This window comes from uncultured Imperialibacter sp., assembly GCF_963974565.1.
Taxonomy (GTDB): Bacteria; Bacteroidota; Bacteroidia; order Cytophagales; family Cyclobacteriaceae; genus Imperialibacter; species Imperialibacter roseus.
The window spans coordinates 36,948-53,017 of the sequence record NZ_CAXBCJ010000009.1 but is presented as its reverse complement, the minus strand read 5'-3'; the positions used below and the strand labels follow the sequence as shown (position 1 = coordinate 53,017).

General features: G+C 48.6%; 16 protein-coding genes. 1 reads left to right on the top strand and 15 read right to left on the bottom strand.

Annotation, left to right across the window (positions count from 1 at the left end; genetic code table 11):
- Window positions 1-6 precede the first annotated feature (6 nt).
- The 10 genes from AAC052_RS14095 to AAC052_RS14050 form a co-directional block, all read right to left on the bottom strand.
- Window positions 7-348, bottom strand: a complete 342-nt coding sequence (locus tag AAC052_RS14095; protein ID WP_339814007.1) for a hypothetical protein — start codon at window positions 346-348, stop codon at window positions 7-9.
- Between the two features lie 162 nt (window positions 349-510).
- On the bottom strand, window positions 511-1,497 hold the full coding sequence (locus AAC052_RS14090) for an aldo/keto reductase (RefSeq protein ID WP_339814260.1): 987 nt from the start codon (window positions 1,495-1,497) through the stop codon (window positions 511-513).
- Between the two features lie 111 nt (window positions 1,498-1,608).
- The gene (locus AAC052_RS14085) at window positions 1,609-3,858 is read right to left on the bottom strand and encodes a molybdopterin cofactor-binding domain-containing protein (protein WP_339814005.1); all 2,250 of its coding nucleotides are present in this window, start codon (window positions 3,856-3,858) and stop codon (window positions 1,609-1,611) included.
- Window positions 3,859-4,001: 143 nt separating this feature from the next.
- On the bottom strand, window positions 4,002-4,580 hold the full coding sequence (locus tag AAC052_RS14080; protein ID WP_317487133.1) for a YdeI/OmpD-associated family protein: 579 nt from the start codon (window positions 4,578-4,580) through the stop codon (window positions 4,002-4,004).
- Between the two features lie 352 nt (window positions 4,581-4,932).
- Window positions 4,933-5,088 (bottom strand): hypothetical protein, encoded by a 156-nt coding sequence (locus AAC052_RS14075; protein WP_317487132.1) that lies wholly within the window; start codon window positions 5,086-5,088, stop codon window positions 4,933-4,935.
- Window positions 5,078-5,539 carry a hypothetical protein gene (locus AAC052_RS14070; protein WP_317487131.1) on the bottom strand — a complete coding sequence of 154 codons (462 nt, stop codon included), beginning with the start codon at window positions 5,537-5,539 and terminating at the stop codon, window positions 5,078-5,080. Before AAC052_RS14070 ends, AAC052_RS14075 begins: the two co-directional genes overlap by 11 nt.
- A gap of 214 nt (window positions 5,540-5,753) precedes the next feature.
- Window positions 5,754-8,018 (bottom strand): molybdopterin cofactor-binding domain-containing protein, encoded by a 2,265-nt coding sequence (locus AAC052_RS14065; RefSeq protein ID WP_339814004.1) that lies wholly within the window; start codon window positions 8,016-8,018, stop codon window positions 5,754-5,756.
- 21 nt (window positions 8,019-8,039) lie between these two features.
- On the bottom strand, window positions 8,040-8,498 hold the full coding sequence (locus AAC052_RS14060) for a (2Fe-2S)-binding protein (RefSeq protein WP_151997541.1): 459 nt from the start codon (window positions 8,496-8,498) through the stop codon (window positions 8,040-8,042).
- Between the two features lie 171 nt (window positions 8,499-8,669).
- Window positions 8,670-9,116: a nuclear transport factor 2 family protein gene (locus AAC052_RS14055; protein ID WP_339814002.1), complete on the bottom strand. Its 447-nt coding sequence runs from the start codon at window positions 9,114-9,116 to the stop codon at window positions 8,670-8,672.
- A gap of 48 nt (window positions 9,117-9,164) precedes the next feature.
- Window positions 9,165-9,617, bottom strand: coding sequence for a nuclear transport factor 2 family protein (locus AAC052_RS14050; protein ID WP_317487127.1), 453 nt, complete (start codon window positions 9,615-9,617; stop codon window positions 9,165-9,167).
- Window positions 9,618-9,847: 230 nt separating this feature from the next.
- Here AAC052_RS14050 and AAC052_RS14045 point away from each other — a divergent pair, with 230 nt between their 5' ends.
- Complete coding sequence (locus AAC052_RS14045) at window positions 9,848-10,747, top strand: helix-turn-helix transcriptional regulator (protein ID WP_339814000.1); 900 nt, start codon at window positions 9,848-9,850, stop codon at window positions 10,745-10,747.
- Window positions 10,748-10,767: 20 nt separating this feature from the next.
- On the opposite strand, the gene AAC052_RS14040 is transcribed toward AAC052_RS14045, so the two are convergent.
- The 5 genes from AAC052_RS14040 to yiaK all read right to left on the bottom strand — a co-directional run bounded on the left by AAC052_RS14040 (window position 10,768) and on the right by yiaK (window position 15,917).
- Window positions 10,768-11,667 (bottom strand): helix-turn-helix transcriptional regulator, encoded by a 900-nt coding sequence (locus AAC052_RS14040; protein WP_339813998.1) that lies wholly within the window; start codon window positions 11,665-11,667, stop codon window positions 10,768-10,770.
- Window positions 11,668-11,723: 56 nt separating this feature from the next.
- Window positions 11,724-12,542, bottom strand: coding sequence for a hypothetical protein (locus AAC052_RS14035; RefSeq protein WP_317487120.1), 819 nt, complete (start codon window positions 12,540-12,542; stop codon window positions 11,724-11,726).
- A 134-nt stretch (window positions 12,543-12,676) separates the two neighbouring features.
- Complete coding sequence (locus tag AAC052_RS14030; RefSeq protein WP_339813997.1) at window positions 12,677-13,192, bottom strand: GNAT family N-acetyltransferase; 516 nt, start codon at window positions 13,190-13,192, stop codon at window positions 12,677-12,679.
- A 120-nt stretch (window positions 13,193-13,312) separates the two neighbouring features.
- Entirely contained in the window at window positions 13,313-14,797 is a 1,485-nt protein-coding gene (locus tag AAC052_RS14025; protein ID WP_339813995.1) for a hypothetical protein, read from the bottom strand.
- Window positions 14,798-14,912: 115 nt separating this feature from the next.
- Entirely contained in the window at window positions 14,913-15,917 is a 1,005-nt protein-coding gene (gene yiaK / locus AAC052_RS14020; RefSeq protein ID WP_339813994.1) for a 3-dehydro-L-gulonate 2-dehydrogenase, read from the bottom strand.
- Window positions 15,918-16,070 lie beyond the last annotated feature (153 nt).

Here is a 16,070-nt window from a genome sequence, read left to right as displayed (position 1 = left end):
AAGCCTTCAAATCGACAACAACCGAATCAAGGTCAGAATTGCAATGAAAAACACTATGGAAGTGTAGATCAGTTTGGTGTGCCTGGCCAGCCAATTTGGCAAGAAAATATCAAAATTGTCGGCTGTGGAGGAGGAGTACTTTCTGGCGGCAATGGTCAGTGGGCAAACCCACTTAAAGACTAATAACGTGATGCCCTCCAACGCCACCAGTGCAAAACCGATCCATAGCCATTTGTCAATTCTATTGGTGATGACTGCGTAGAGCATGTAGAAAATCACAACATTGAAAAATCCCCAAATGAAGGTGTGAATTGCTCTGATAATGGTAAGGGGCGTCTTGTTGCTCATGCGCAGACAATTTTATCAAAAATCGCAAAAGCGATGCTGAGAAAACAGGACATCCATCATGTTTGAAGGGGTAATACGTCAGATGTCGGTTGGTGATTGCGGCTGACTAAATTTTTTGTGCAACTTTTGCCTTTATTGCTGCTTTTCGCAAAGTCTCGTGTTTTACAACCCCGTCGCCTTTTCCATTGCCTCGGTGTACCGGTTACCCACGATTTCAATCTGTGCCGAAGCTGCTTCCATTTCCTTCAACTCGTCAGCTGTTAGCTTAATAGTGGCGGCGCCAATGTTTTCCGTCAAGCGGTGGATTTTGGTGGTGCCGGGAATGGGCACGATCCATGGTTTTTGTGCCAGTACCCAGGCCAGAGCAATTTGGGCATTGGTAGCATTTTTTCGCTCAGCAAACATTGCAATCATGTCCAACAGTGCTTTGTTAGCCGTTCGTGCTTCTTCGGCGTATCTTGGCAGCATACTGCGAATATCACCTTCGCCAAACTTCGTGTTTTCATCAATTTTGCCCGTCAGGAAGCCTTTGCCCAATGGACTGAACGCCACAAGCCCTATCCCTAATTCTTCAATGGTGGGAATGATTTCCTTTTCATGCTGCCTTGTCCAGAGTGAGTACTCGCTTTGAAGGGCAGCAACTGGTTGAACGGCATGTGCTTTCCTGATCGTGGCGGCTCCGGCTTCTGAGAGGCCGAAGTGTTTCGCCTTTCCCTCCCGGATAAGGTCCTTTACGGTTCCGGCTACATCTTCAATGGGTACATTGGGGTCTACCCTGTGCTGGTAAAGCAAATCTATTGAGTCTATCCGCAGTCGCTTGAGTGATGCTTCAACCGCCTTCTTTATATTTTCAGGGCGGCTATTGACACCAGCCATCTTTCCGTCGACGATATTGAAGCCAAACTTGGTAGCAATAATTACCTTGTTCCTAAAAGGTTGAAGAGCTTCCCCCACAAGACTTTCATTTGTGTAGGGCCCGTATACCTCCGCAGTATCAAAGAAAGTGACACCCTGCTCTACAGCAGACCGAATTACTTTGATCATTTCGCTTTTCTCGCCGGCTGGACCAAGACCAAAACTCATACCCATGCAACCAAGGCCAAGGGCAGATACTTCCAGACCGTTTTTTCCGAGGGTGCGTGTTGGCAAAGGACTACTCATGATTGTTTGCGTTTATTACGTTTAACAAATCAAAGGTAGGGTCATGGAGGCTGTTTGAGTAATGAAAAACAAATAAACAGCTACGAAAATCAAACAATATTAAATCCTCGACCTCGACAACTCCTCCAGCGCAGGCGCAAATGGCTGATCGTACATGCGTTTGCCAGTGGCCTGGTAAAGCGCATTGGCCAATGCAGCGAAAACAGGGGGGTAGGCCGGTTCTCCCATGCCAGTTGGGTCAATGTCATTCTTGACGAAATGCACGTCGATGACTTTGGGTGCTTCTTTCGTGCGGATCATCCGGTACTTGTCGAAGTTGGTCTTTTCCGGAACGCCGTCTTTAAAGGTAAAGGCACCGAACATCGCCGTGCCGACGCCGTCCACTGTGGCTCCCTCGGCCAGATTAGCGGCTGCATCAGGATTTACGACTATGCCACAATCGATGGCACAGGTGACTTTCTCTACCCGGGCATTGCCATTCTCAAACACCAGGTCTAACACATTGGCAGCGTAACTGTTGTGGCAGAAGTAAGCAGAAACACCCCGGTGCACGCCTGCCTTTTTCTCACCCCAGTTCGATTTTTCTTTCGCCAGTTGGAGCACACCAGCATACCGCTCAGCATCATAGTCATTGTTGTCGCCGACCGGGGTGTTCTTTGCTCGTTCCAACAGCTCCAGTCGGAAATCGATGGGGTCTTTCCCTGCTGCTTCGGCTACTTCGTCGAGGAACGACTGCTCTGCGGCAGCAATAAAGTTGGAGCGGGGTGCCCGGAAGGATCCGGTGGTAATATTGGAATCGAGCACCCAGTCTTCTGCCAGGTAATTGTCGACAGCACCAGCCGGAAAGCGGTTGGCATAGATGCAGCTTTCGGGAATGCCACCACCGTTCACATGGAAGCCGATCAGGTTGTTCTCAGCATCCAGGGCGGCCCGATAGGTCGCCTGGTAGGTGGGACGGTAGATGCCTGAGGTCATGTCGTCTTCCCGGCTGTAGACGAGCTTTACCGGTGCTTTTACTTTATCGGAGATGACGGCAGCTTCCACCAGCCAGTGGGCGTACGACCGGCGTCCGAACCCGCCACCCAGTCGGGTCATTTGGATATCAATCTTTTCGAGAGGAATGCCCAGTCGTGCCGACACCGTCTTTTCAGTAAATTCAGGCTTCTGAAGAGGCCCGACCAAAGTTGCTCCGTCCGCAGTTACGTCAGCAAAGAAGTTCATGGGTTCCATGCAGTTGTGTGCCAGAAAGGGGGCTGTGTAGGTGCGCTCGATTACTTTGGCAGCGTTTTTAAAGGCTTTTTCCGGATCGCCGTCTTTGCGGAGCACTTTCACCGTTTTGCCGGCTTTTTTTGCCATTTGCTCCCTGTGGCCAGCACTGTTTTCGAGTCCGGCCGGGAAAAGCCTCGTTCCATTGTCTCTGGTTTCGGAATAATCGGAGAAGGGCTCCCATTCCACTTTAAGGGCCTTTCTGGCATTCATCACTTCCCAGGTAGACTTGCCTACTACGGCCACCAGTTCTGTAAAGGCGCAGGTGTCAAAAAACTGACGCTGGTAGTTGTCCTGCATGTTTTTGATGGGAAACACGTCGACGATGCCGGGCATAGCCCTGGCAGCACTATCATCCACTGATTTTAATTTCAAACCAAATGCAGGCGGATGCACCACCATGGCGATGAGCATGCCCTCTTTTTTGTGGTCGATGCCAAACAATGGCTGGCCGGTCACGATCTTTTTCGCATCCACATTTTTGCGGGAGGTGCCAATGATCTTAAAGTCTTTTTGCGCCTTGAGCGCCACTTCTTCAGGCACGGGAATCGACACTGCCGCAGCGGCCATCTCGCCGTAGCCAGCCTGTTTGCCGCTGGCTTTGTGGTAGATCAATCCAGCCTCAGTGATAATTTCACCAGAGGGAACTCCCCAGGCTTTGGCGGCAGCTTCTTTCAGTACGTACCTCGCTGTTGCTCCGGCCATGCGAAGGCTTTTCCAGCCCTGGCGGATGGCCTGGCTGCCACCTATAAACTGCCGTGTGTATTTCTCTGTGTCCAGCGGCGCCTGCTCTACGACTACATTCTTCCAGTCGACATCCAGTTCGTCGGCGACAATCATCGGGAAGGCTGTTTTGATATTTTGACCTCCTTCGGGGTTGGGCGACATGATGGTGACCAGTCCGTTGTTGGCGATTTTGATAAAGCCATTGAGGTCAAGCCATTCGTCGGGGAGACTTAGCGCCCGTTCCGGCGAAGGCTTGCATCCTGCCAGCCAACTAAAGCTAAGCATGAGGCCGCCACCTGCTAGTGCAGAAGTTTTTAAGAAGGAACGCCTGTTGAGAGAGGTCTTTATAGTAGCCATTTGATGGGTAGTTAGAATAGCCTTTAAGATACCCAATAATGGCCGGATTGGCAATCTTTTGTTGGTGGACGGATGATGCGCTCAAAGCGTATTCCCAGGCATTCTGGTTGCAAACGAAGATCATTGGGGGAGGATAATGAGGGTTAACGGAATTTCTCGCCCTTAGCCAGCATGTCAATGATCTCTTTCATGCGCTTTTCTCTTGTCTCCGGCTTTTTGGCAGTCTGAAGCCGAAATCCAATAAAGAAGAGACTGGTCTTGTTGAGGTTCTTAAAATTTGCTTCGGCTTTCCTGTTTTTGCTTAGTTCTTTTAGAAAGTCTTCGGGGATGGTCATCTGACTGGACGGATCGTATGCCTTTTCCCACCGGCCGTCTGCTTTGGCTTTTTCTACTGCTTCGAATCCTGCGGGTTTCATTCTGCCTTCATTGGTCAGTCTTTCAATATGCCCGATATTTATCTTGGACCAAATGCTTTTTGCTGTCCGGGGGCAAAACTTCTGCAGCCAGGCTTCTTCATCAAATGAATTCTTTTGACCATCAATCCATCCATAACAAAGCGCCACATCAAGCGCTTCTGCATAACTGACGGTCTGTTGTACTGAACCTTTCTTGAATATTTTAAGCCAAAGCCCCCTGGAAGTTTCATGATTCTCTGCGACCCAGTTCTCAAACGCTTCGGAGGTTTTAAATGCTATGGTGGGAAGCGTATCTGGTTTGGTCATACGGCGGTTGTTTTTTCGTGCTGAATGCTGGCTATCAGCGCAAGGTTCGTAAAGGGAAGATTTGGTGAAATTAATAAATCGGCGTTAGCATGTGATCTGAGGGGTTAATTGCGTTTGTGTTATTAGGGGTTCAGCCCGTTTGCCGCAACAAAAAAAAGCCCCGAAGTATACACCCCGAAGCCTGTTTTTACCGAGTAAACCCGCCAATGTGTTTGTGGTTCGGCAGGTGGGCAAGCTGAAAGCATGAAGGGTTTGTATCCATAAGCTACGCTAAACTTGCGGGAGAGGGGTATACCACAAGTCACACTAGTTGTTAGGCGGAAGGGTTAGGGAGTGAATGAGTGTCATTTTTTCACTTAGTCTTCCTAAATTCCTCAGATTTTTTCCGAAAGTATGCCAGTTCCTGTTCTGGAGTCATTCCCTTTATTGCCTCAGAAACTCTGTCACGCTGCTCCCTCATGAACTTAACAGCGTCAAATTTCTTTTCTTTTTTTGCTTTAGTTTTCATATTCCATTAATTCTTTAGGCGACCGTATTTCGAGCGTATGCAAGCCTTCTCTCAAATTGATAGAGTTGTAACCTCTTATTCTCTTTAAGTTGACAATGTGTTTAAAATTCCAACTGACCAGCACATCAGCTTTGTTTATTGTGGCAAGGGCAATATGCCGACAATCCGCCCGACTTGTCTCCCCAACAACCTTCTCTGCTATATAAAGTTCTGCGAGTTTAATTGCATCCTTTGTCAGTTGGATGTACTCTAACTGTTTGGCAGGAAGTGTTTTGAAGAAAGTTTTAATGTTGGTGGGAGCATTAATCAATTCTTCCTCAAGAAGGTCTGATATTATTAACACAATCTCACCACGGAAAGCCTTGTCAAAGAACATTTTTGTAAAAATGTCAAACTCACTATCATAAATCCCTCCAACAACTGACGTGTCAATGTAAACCCGCTGAGTCATTCGCTAATTTACAATTTTTTCAAGATTGTCCGACTACAAGCTACATTGTCCACAAACTGCAGAGCGAAACGATCCATAAGTATTTTTTTGATTTTAAGCTGCATACCTCTTCTACTATCAGATATTTCGCTGGCAATACCTTCCGTTTTAAAAGGATAAGAAAAAAGGCTCCGAGATTAACACCCCGAAGCCTGTTTTACCGAGCTAATCAATACTAGATCCTCGATCTCGACACATCCATCTCCTTCATGAAGGGCTGGTTGTAGAATCGCTTGCCGGTGGCTTTGTGCATGGCGTTGGCTACGGCAGCGAAGGTAGGAGGGAACAAGGGCTCTCCCAGGCCGGTCGGATCGATATCGTTTTTCACGAAATGCACTTCCACATGCCTTGGTGCTTCCTTCTGCCGGATCATGCGGTACTGATGGAAGTTGTTCTTCTGCGGCACACCATCAACAAAATCCATTTCACCGAACAGCGCATTGCCAATACCATCCACAATGGCACCTTCGCCCATATTGGCAGCAGCATCGGGGTTCACCACAATGCCGCAATCCACTGCAGCGTATACGTTTTTGAAGACAGGTGCATTGTTTTCTATCACCACATCAATCACCTCGGCCACATAAGAGTTATGGCAGAAGTAGGCGGAAACACCCCGGTTCACACCAGACTTGGGTTCGTCCCACTTGGATTTCTCCCTTACCAGCTTCAGCACACCCGCATAGCGGTCGGCTTCGTAGTCGTTTCTTTCGCCTACAGGATTGGTCTTGGCACGCTCCAGCAGCTCCAGTCGGAAGTCGATGGGATCTTTGCCTGCCAGCTCCGCCAGCTCGTCGATAAACGACTGCTCGGCTCCCGCAATAAAGTTGGAACGAGGCGCACGGAAAGCCCCGATGGTAATATTGGACTCTACTGACCAGCCTTCGGCGAGATAGTTGTCTACCGCTCCGGCAGGGAACCGGTTGGCATGTACCGGACTCTCAGGCACTCCACCGCCGTTCACGTGGAAAGCAATGAGATTATTGTTTTCGTCGAGGCCTGCACGATAGGTGGCGCTGTACGTAGGGCGATAGATGCCGTAGGTCATGTCGTCCTCACGGTTGTACTGCAATTTTACAGGTGCTCCTACCTTCTGAGAGATAACAGCGGCTTCCACCATGTGGTGTCCGTAGGCCCTTTGTCCAAAGCCACCACCCATTCGGGCGAGGTTGATCTGCACCTTTTCTTTGTCGAGTCCCAATCGGGCGGAAATCGTATTTCTGATCAATTCGGGTGCCTGGATAGGCCCGTACAAAGTAGCACCGTCGGCTCTCACGTCTGCAAAGCAGTTCATCGGCTCCATGCAGTTGTGTGCCAGATAGGGGGCCGTGTAAGTACGCTCAAGCACCTTGGCAGCTTTTTTAAATGCCCCTTCAGGGTCGCCGTCTTTTCTGAGGAGGTTCACTTTCCCTTTGGCCATGGCTTCCATGGCGGCTTTGTGTCCTTCTGTGCTTTCGACACCGCCGGGTACTTTCACCGTCATTTTGTTGCCTCCAAACCCTGCCATTGAAAATGAACTGTCAGCGGTTATTTCCCATTCGACCTTGATGGCCTTTTTGGCTTGCATCACTTCCCAGGTAGAATTTCCCACGATAGCAACGAGGTTAGAAAAAGAGTTCACGTCAAAGAAATTCCTGTCGTAGTCTTCTTTCACCGGTTCGAACACAAAGACGTCTTTGATGCCAGGCATGCCCTTCACCGATGACTCATCCAGTGATTTCACTTTCATACCGAAAGCAGGCGGGTGAACCACCATGGCCACCAGCGCATTGGCGGGATAATGGTCCATGGCAAACAAAGGCTTGCCAGTGACAATTTTTTTGCCGTCCACATTTTTCTGCGAAACACCGATCAGGTTAAAGTCCTTGATATCTTTCAGTTTCACCTCTTCAGGCACCTCCAAAGTAGCTGCGAGAGAAGCCATTTCGCCATAACCGGCTTTCTTGCCACTCGCCTTGTGTTCAAGGGTGCCCGCTCCGGCGGTGATCTCTTCTGCCGGCACGCTCCAGGTTTGTGCGGCTGCTTTGATCAACATTTCACGGGCAGTGGCGCCCGCCGTTCTCAGTGGTTTCCAGCCCTGGCGAATGCCCTGGCTACCACCTGTAAACTGGCGGTCGAAGCGTTCGGGGTAGAAGTTGGCCTGCTCTACGATGACGTTTTTCCAATCTACCCCGAGTTCGTCGGCGAGGATCATCGGCATCGAGGTTTTTACATTGGAGCCAAATTCAGGGTTTGGCGACATGAGTGTAACCACTCCGTTGTCACCAATTTTGATGTAGCTGTTGAGCTCAAACCATTCTTTGGGTAGCTCCATCACTTCAGCTTCGGTGGTTGGTTTGCAACCCGCCAGCCAGCTGAAGCTCAGCATCATGCCTCCGCCAGCGAGGGCAGAAACCTTCATGAATGAGCGTCTGTCTATTTTTTTTGCAATGAGTGTCATAGTCGGATGAGTTGAATGGGATTAAGCGTTTGCGGCGGCTGTTTTTACTGCTGCTTTGATTCTCAGGTAAGTACCACAACGGCAGATATTGCCATTCATCGCTGCTTCGATTTCATCGTCACTTGGGTTGGGATTGCTGGCGAGCAGTGCTGAGGCCGTCATGATTTGGCCTGCCTGGCAGTAGCCGCACTGCGGCACATCGTGTTCCAGCCAGGCTTTTTGCACCGGGTGGTCGCCCTCTTCTGATAAACCTTCTATAGTGGTGATGGCCTTGTCGGCGACCGCAGATACGGGCATTTGACAGGAACGTATCGCCGTGCCATCGAGATGAATGGTGCAGGCACCGCACTGGGCAATGCCGCAGCCAAATTTAGTACCTACCAGGTTCAGGTGATCCCTCAGCACCCAAAGCATAGGGGTGGCGGGGTCAACATCTACCTGCTGCTTCTTTCCATTTACGCTTAAATTGAATACTGCCATGATTTTAAAGTTTTATTACAATATCGGGTTTTCTAGTTCTTTAAAGTTACGAAATCCAAACAATTCAATACAACCTTCAAACAATATAACACTTTGATAATCAGTAGCTATTTACCTGGTGCTGCTTGCGCCAAATTATCCTGATTGGGTCTGCTGTGTTGCCAGAGGGGATCAACGGTCCCCAGGTGTCAGCAATTTGGTAAACGATAGCGAGCCCAATTTCCAGGAGCCGTTTTGCTTCACATACACCTCAGTCACCATGAAGGGGTTGGTCACTTCATTGCCTCCTACCACGGCTATCAGGGTGATCCTGTTAAGCAGGATAGCGGTATTGTCGATGATCTTCACGGATACCTCATGAATATCGGCTTGCTTGTACCAAATGCCGCCACTTTTGATGATGTTAAGCTCCTGCTCCGTTCCCCAGCTTCCACCCATATGAACGAAAACTGCCTTTTCATCAAACAGGGCTGCCAGCTTGTCCGCATTTTTGTCGGCCATCCATTGCCATTTGTCTTTCGATAGGTCAATGACTTCCTGTTCGGCAGGAGTGTTTTGAGCCAAGGAGCATTGCGCACCTATTAGAAGCATTATCAGTCCAAGAAATGTCTTTTTCATATTATTGATAAGTAAGATTTTACGTTCCAGCCAATATACCTATGCCTCTTACTTTTCTATTTCATGGGTATCCCGCACGCTGCTGAAGGTCAGGTCGAGGAGTTTCCAGTCGCTACTTTGTTTCTGAAAGATTTCGGTCACGGTAAATTCAGTCGATACCTCGTTGGTGCGAACTACGGCATCAAGTGTAATTCTGCTCCACACGATAGCCGTGTTACCAAAAACCTCCACTGCAACATCGTGCACCGTGGCCTTCTTGTACCAGATGCTTCCGGTTTCAATGATCTCAAGCTCTCTCGCCTTCTTCCAGGAGCCGCTCATGTGAACAAACTTGGCCCTGTCGTCAAAAAGCACCGCCAGCTTATCCACGTTCTTGTCGGCCATCCACTGCCATTTCAATTGTGAAAGCTCCTTAAGTTGCTTTTCAGTGGTGGGATCCTGTGCAAAAGAGAACTGTACGCCAAGGAGGGTGATGAGTAATCCGAAAATTAATTTTTGCATTGTAGAAATTGTTTTGTTGTGCTGTCTGAGATTGTCCAGGGCGCCGTTGGTGCTGAGTATTAAAGGCAGGTTTGACCTCTGGCCATGAACTTACTTTGCAAAGATGATTCGGTATTTTTGAGTTGGGCTTATACAGATTACTGGTTTACCTACCAAATCCACTGATTCGAATTTCCGGGGAAGGAATCAATGGTGGAACGCAGTACATTTAACCGGAAATAAGAAATGCCATGGAGGAGATCGCAAAATTTGAGACCATCAGCCAGTACAATGCTTTCAATAATCATGAGACGCTACATCCACTGGTCAGTGTGATAGACTTCTCAAAGGCATCGCCCAGGCGGTTGAGAAGAACCTATTTTGGGTTCTACCTGGTGTTGCTGAAGGATGTGGAATGTGGAGACATGCGGTACGGCAAAAATACGTACGATTATCAGGAAGGAACACTGGTGTTTATTGGCCCTGGTCAGGTGTTTGGTGCCGATGGTGGTGAGGAACTTTATCAGCCCAAAGGCTATGGAGTAGTCTTCCATCCTGATCTGGTCAAAGGAACCTCACTAGGACGACACATCGATGATTACACTTTCTTCAGCTATCAGGTAAGTGAGGCGCTCCACATTTCAGAGCGGGAGCGGCAGTTGGTGCTGGATAGTTTTGCAAAAGTTAAGGATGAACTGGAACATGCCGTGGACAAGCACAGCAAAAAGCTTATAAGCACGAATATCGAGTTACTGCTCAACTATTGTGTTCGGTTCTACGACCGGCAGTTTATCACCAGAGATCACGTGCACAGAGGCATACTGGAGAAGTTTGAAAAACTGCTGAATGATTTCTTTTCTAACAAAAAGGCTGCGGAAGTGGGTTTGCCATCGGTGGCTCACTGCGCCATGGAGCTTAACCTTTCTCCCAACTACTTCGGCGACCTCATCAAAAAGGAGACTGGTAAATCCGCTCACGAATTCATTCAACTGAAATTAATCGATGTGGCCAAGGAGAAAATCTTCGACCCTAACAAGTCGGTCAGTGAAATCGCTTACGAGCTGGGATTTAAGTACCCCCAGCACTTCACCAGGGTATTCAAGCAGCAAGTAGGGGTGACCCCGCAGGAGTACAGAGCCTCAGCGAATTGAATTTCGATAAATTATGAAATTCAAACCTTCCTGAATTTCAGCGGACTGGTCTCCGTATGCTTCTTGAAGAAGTTGTTGAAGTGCGTTACTTCTTTGAAGCCTAACGAAAAGGCGATCTCGGAAACACTCCAGGCGCTATGCCTCAGTAGCACCATTGCTTCCTGTAGGAGCCGGTCGGCAATGACTTGTGAAGTGGTTTTCTGCGTGGTTTCTTTCACTGCCCGATTGAGGTGGTTCACATGCACGTTGAGCTGATCGGCAAATTCGGAGGCAGTACGCAGGCTAATCGACAAGTGAGAATCGTCGATAGGGAACTGGCGCTCCAGCAGCTCAGTGAACAACATCGAGATTCTGTTGGAAGCATTGAGCGGTTGTACGTCTATTTGCGATGTGGGTTGAAGCTTCAAGGCAAAGTGCAGCAGCTCGAAGATCAGGTTTCTTATCGCATCGTATTTGTACTTATAGTCGGAGTTGAACTCACTGCGGATTCGTTCAAACACACCGCTGACCTGCTCAGCTTGCTCATCTGTTAGCTCAAAAATGTGGTCGCTGTTGGGTTGAAATACCTCATAATGCGCAAATTGACCGAACTGAGTAAAAAAGGTGGGATTGAAAATGCAGTACACTCCACCACCTAGCTTGTCGAGATGCTCCCATTTATAGGGTATTTTTGGGTTGGAGAACGACAGCGCCTGCTTTTTTACCTCCACCACTTTGTCGGCATAATGCACCCTGCTGCTTCCCTTCACCAACATGATCTTATAGAAATCCCGCCTGCGGTAGGGGATAGCCGTTGCTTTGCCTGCCACGAAAGGCTCGAGGTCGAACATATTGAAATGCCCGATATCCTTCCGGATGTTCTCAGGCAGCCATTCAAACTTGCGGCGATAAAACTCTTCTAAACTCTCTGAATTTTCCATGGTTCGCAGATTACAAAATTCGAACAGACTGAGCTTTTTTCATCATATCAACATGTCTAATGTTTCTCAGCATATTCTTTGGCAAAAGTGTAAATCAAGCTAATATTCCAAATAAAGTCTTTGCCAGCCAGCTCGGTGTCGATCGATCTGCTCATGATCGATTGAAGTGACAAGGGGAAATTGTTCAGCGCCAGACTGAAGGTGGAGCTGGCATAGTAGCCCCGTTTGTCGTCCATTTGCAGGTAATAGAGCTGCGGACTGGCGCCGAACAAAAGTTTAGGCCCAAGCCTTACTTCTGAGAAACTGGCCTGAGTAGCAAAGAAATAGGTATTCTGAGTTCCCTCAGACTGAAAGCCGTGTGCCTGCAAATAGTATAGCCCGACAGTAACTTTCTTGTTGATGGTGTATCGTGGCACAATTTCGCCTGCAGCAAATTGTCGGCTGATCATAAGGGTAGTAGGCACCCCGTTTACCGGATAATCGTCAAACTGGAAGGTGAATGCCGGATGTGCTCCCACATGCAGCTTGAATTTGTCGCCGGTAATTATTTTGTATCTCCACCAAAAGATGAACGACCATGGCCTGCCTGTCATGGCAAACCTGAGCTGTGGTTCAAAGCTTAATCGCTTTTTTCCCACATTCATGTCAAAAATGAAGGCCGGCTTACCCAGGGAGAATGCCGGAAGGAGGGAAATGCCGTTGTTGGTGGCGGTTACGGCGCCGCTCAAATGGCCAACGCTATTTGTGCTGTCGGCCTCCTGTGCATAGGCCATCCGACTTGAAACAACGAGGAGTATGATAACAAAGGCGACGGTGAAAGTCCGCAGATCAAAATACTCGATCCCTGAGGTTTTCTTGAGGTAGATAGAATGCATTGGCAGGATAGGTGTGTTGGTAATTGTCTGATGCAAAGATAGTTCAAACCTGGGGCACCGGATAATGCAAATCAAAGCAATAGTTACGAAAATCAAACAACAAGGAGATAAATGATTCCTGGCTGTGACACCGGTCAGGATATTGTTGGCCAGAGCTCCCTCGGTAGCCGATACACCTTGCAGTGGCTGGTGTCGAAGGTTCTTTCCGCTACAAACCGAAAGCCGAGTCGCTCATAAAATCGAATGGCAGCGACATTGGTGGCCAGCGGGTCAATCAGAATGGCCGTTACCTCCGGGTCATTGAAGCAGCGGTTGATAGCCTGCTTCATCATGTCGGTGCCATAACCTTTTCCCAAATCGGTTGGCTCCCCAATCCAGATGTCAATGGCCCGAAGGTTGGGTTGCACATCGCCCCAATAATGAGATTCTTCCTTCTCAGGATCGATGATTTGAATAAAGCCTATGGGCCTGCCGTCAAGCTCTGCAATGAGCTGCTCCCGCCAGGGAGGCGTTTTCTTCAGCTCGCTTGCCCATCCCCATTCATCGTCGGGGTCGGAGGCGATTACATGTGGTTGTTCATCCCAGTGCAGCAGGAGCGGGAGGTCTTGTATGGTGGCTGTTCTTAGCTTTATATGGCCTCTTTCAGTCATTTTACAGTGATTTCTTTACTCTTGTTGACACCTATACTTTTGGTTCGGGAACCGGTTGATCTGGCGAGGCTTCATGGGGTGTTCACTCAATGTGCCCCCGGGCAGGTAACTATGAGCAAATTATCTGTAAGCAACTTTATTGATGTAAAACACCTGCCGGTAGTAGGCTGCTTCTTCGCTATGCAGGTTTTCAATGTCCCGAATCCCATAAGTGTAAAAGGTCGTGCCAAACCACCTGCTCAAGTTTCCTACTTGATTTCTTCCACCCCACGACTCATCATCTTCAAAGGTCAGGGAGATGTCGTTGAAGGTTTTGCCCTCAATGATTTTGTCTTCCTTTAGCACTTTTGAGCGGATGGTATTGTCGTAAAGGTATAAAAGGACTGTTTCGTCGCCCTTGGTGCCTACGTGCACCAGGTCTCTGGCTCCAAAGGTGGTGACATCGTTGATCTCGAACGAGCTGTCCCAGAGGAAATTGCCCAGGCGATCAAATGTCATCACCACAGCATGGGTGTAGTGGTATCCGAAGGAGTAGCTGGGGTAGTAGGCTTCACCAAAGACGGTGTAGTAGTTGCCATTTGGGATAATATCATGCAAGAGTAGCCGATAGTGGAATCGTGGTTGCTGGCCCAGGACTTTTTTCTGGTTGGCCCTCTCTCTGATGCGCCTTTCTCTTCCAGTCGACAAATAGGAAAAAAAGTGATCAAGTTCACTGTAGTCGAAGTAGTCGATGCGCTGCTGGCTGCTGTTGCTCAACCTGGCGATATAAAGGCCGCTCGAATAGGTTAGTCGTTGATGTGCATAGGTGCCGGCCACAAACTGGCGTTCCAGCTCTGGGTTGGTGGGTGCTCCGTTTAGCAAGCTCTTCGATTCATCTGGTTCCAGGTGAATATTGCGCATCATGTCGCCGCCCTCGGAAAAAGACCTGACAGAGACCGTCGTTCGAAAATCTGGCATGCGCTCGCTCATGGTCACCGTGAAAATCCTTAGCCTGTCGTCGGTAGTAATTCTAAGAATCTCGCCGTAGTCGTTATAAAGGCCCGGAATGATCTGTGGTAATTTATCGATAAGGTTATACCTGAAAATAAATGGCTTGTAGTCAGTGTACACACCCATTAACAGTGTGTTGCCCACCACATGAAATTGCGTGGGAACCATTGGTATCACCGTATTGATGTAGAACCGGGACGTGTCGCCATTTTCCAGGTTGATTCTCAACAACACCAACTCCTCCTGCTTGTATTCTTTTTCTCTGATCAGGTAATTGATAAATCCCGGCTGGTAGTCGTAGTCGGTAATGCGGCTGCCGAATGGCAAATGCATGTCTTTTTGCCAAACAGTACCTAGTGTGGTGTCGAGCCGTATGAACTCCCAATTGTAACCGTCCTTATCTTTATGCTCTGTTTTGTGACAAATGAAAAGGCCTTCTTTTTCGCATCCTGTCACGATGTAGTTCTGATAGTTGGCGTTGGTAATTTCGAATTCAATTCTTCCGGGTTGTTCAATTCGGGTGCTAACCTGTTTTTGTTTTAGGGGGAAAAGCTGCGCCATAGCCACAGCGAATGGGCAGAGACAAAAAATAGCGAACAAGAGCAGTTTGTTCATCCAAAAGTAGGTTTTTCAGCCCGTTAGCATGAGTGAATGAGATAATAAGTTCACTTAATAGCGGGTAAAAGTCAAGCTTTTCCATATTCTTTTAAAGGGAAAGACTGGCCTACGTCTATCCCAGCAGCTCCAGCACAGTTTGCCAAACTTCGTCGCTGACGGGTATCCCATCTTTGAGATTGCTGGCCCTGGTTTGCAACGCCCGTTCCCCAGGGTAGAAGGTGCTGTTGCCCGGCTGCATAGGTTCCACATTGTGCGTGTAGTCGATGATTTCGTTGAGGAGTTTTTCCTGCAGACTTTTGTCGTTGAATACTTCAGGGTAGATGCACAGAAACACCTGTGAAATACCAGTTTCATACTCCCTCAGGCTTACCCTGTAGGTGGAGTCTCCTGCTGATAACAGCGTAGCCAGCATGTCAAGGATCATAGACATCGCAGATCCCTTCCAGTAGCCTATGGGCAATCCACGTTCCTTTGCCAGAATTTTTTCCGGATCGTTCGATAGCTCGTCGTTGTCGTCCCAGCCTCCGGGAAACGGTAGCTTCTCGCCTCTGAGTTTGTAGTCGTTGATTTTGCCAAAAGCAAACTGCGACAGGGCCATGTCCAGCACCACGTGCCCCTGCCGTCGTGGTATGGACACGACAAAGGGATTGTTACCTGTTCGGCTGTCTCTACCGCCCCAGGGAGGCATGTTGGGCTGCGTATTGGTAAAGAGAATAGAAATGCAACCGGCTTCCGCAGCCTGCCAGCCGTAGGTGCCCCCTCGCATCCAGTGATTGGTGTTGCGCAACGCTACCAGCCCCATGCCATGTAGCTTGGCCAGCTCAATGGCCCGATTCGTGCACTTTGTCGCATTAATGACGCCAGAGCCAAAGTGACCATCCCACCTTTCAATGCTGCCAAAAGTTTCTGCTTTTTCGGCTTCGGCATCTACTTTCACCAGCCCTTTTTCTATATAGTTGATGAAAAGGGGCACCCGGTTGATGCCATGCGAGTTGACACCGGATAGCGTGCTGTCCGTATGCGCCTTCGCCAGGATCAGGGCTTTTTCTTCTGAAAATTGGTATTTGATAAACAGCTGGTAGAGTACTTCCTGCATTTGCCCTGAAGGTATGCGCATAGCTTTTTCTGACTTTTGTTAGCGTTGAACCCAGGGCTTTGAAACATCCGAAAACCCTGAGAAAACCCTGAGATTGCAGCACCCAAGATACAATTCCTGGCCCCTTTTAGTAAAATATAGTAACGACAAAAAGACTTTTGTCGCTATCTTCCG

Excerpts from the sequence above, each read along its gene's own strand:
- yiaK (WP_339813994.1), bottom strand. The coding sequence starts at position 15,917 with ATGCGCATACCTTCAGGGCAAATGCAGGAAGTACTCTACCAGCTGTTT.
- AAC052_RS14080 (WP_317487133.1), bottom strand. The coding sequence starts at position 4,580 with ATGACCAAACCAGATACGCTTCCCACCATAGCATTTAAAACCTCCGAA.
- AAC052_RS14025 (WP_339813995.1), bottom strand. The coding sequence starts at position 14,797 with ATGAACAAACTGCTCTTGTTCGCTATTTTTTGTCTCTGCCCATTCGCT.
- AAC052_RS14035 (WP_317487120.1), bottom strand. The coding sequence starts at position 12,542 with ATGCATTCTATCTACCTCAAGAAAACCTCAGGGATCGAGTATTTTGAT.
- AAC052_RS14065 (WP_339814004.1), bottom strand. The coding sequence starts at position 8,018 with ATGACACTCATTGCAAAAAAAATAGACAGACGCTCATTCATGAAGGTT.
- AAC052_RS14085 (WP_339814005.1), bottom strand. The coding sequence starts at position 3,858 with ATGGCTACTATAAAGACCTCTCTCAACAGGCGTTCCTTCTTAAAAACT.
- AAC052_RS14050 (WP_317487127.1), bottom strand. The coding sequence starts at position 9,617 with ATGCAAAAATTAATTTTCGGATTACTCATCACCCTCCTTGGCGTACAG.
- AAC052_RS14030 (WP_339813997.1), bottom strand. The coding sequence starts at position 13,192 with ATGACTGAAAGAGGCCATATAAAGCTAAGAACAGCCACCATACAAGAC.
- AAC052_RS14070 (WP_317487131.1), bottom strand. The coding sequence starts at position 5,539 with ATGACTCAGCGGGTTTACATTGACACGTCAGTTGTTGGAGGGATTTAT.
- AAC052_RS14045 (WP_339814000.1), top strand. The coding sequence starts at position 9,848 with ATGGAGGAGATCGCAAAATTTGAGACCATCAGCCAGTACAATGCTTTC.
- AAC052_RS14075 (WP_317487132.1), bottom strand. The coding sequence starts at position 5,088 with ATGAAAACTAAAGCAAAAAAAGAAAAGAAATTTGACGCTGTTAAGTTC.
- AAC052_RS14040 (WP_339813998.1), bottom strand. The coding sequence starts at position 11,667 with ATGGAAAATTCAGAGAGTTTAGAAGAGTTTTATCGCCGCAAGTTTGAA.
- AAC052_RS14055 (WP_339814002.1), bottom strand. The coding sequence starts at position 9,116 with ATGAAAAAGACATTTCTTGGACTGATAATGCTTCTAATAGGTGCGCAA.
- AAC052_RS14060 (WP_151997541.1), bottom strand. The coding sequence starts at position 8,498 with ATGGCAGTATTCAATTTAAGCGTAAATGGAAAGAAGCAGCAGGTAGAT.
- AAC052_RS14095 (WP_339814007.1), bottom strand. The coding sequence starts at position 348 with ATGAGCAACAAGACGCCCCTTACCATTATCAGAGCAATTCACACCTTC.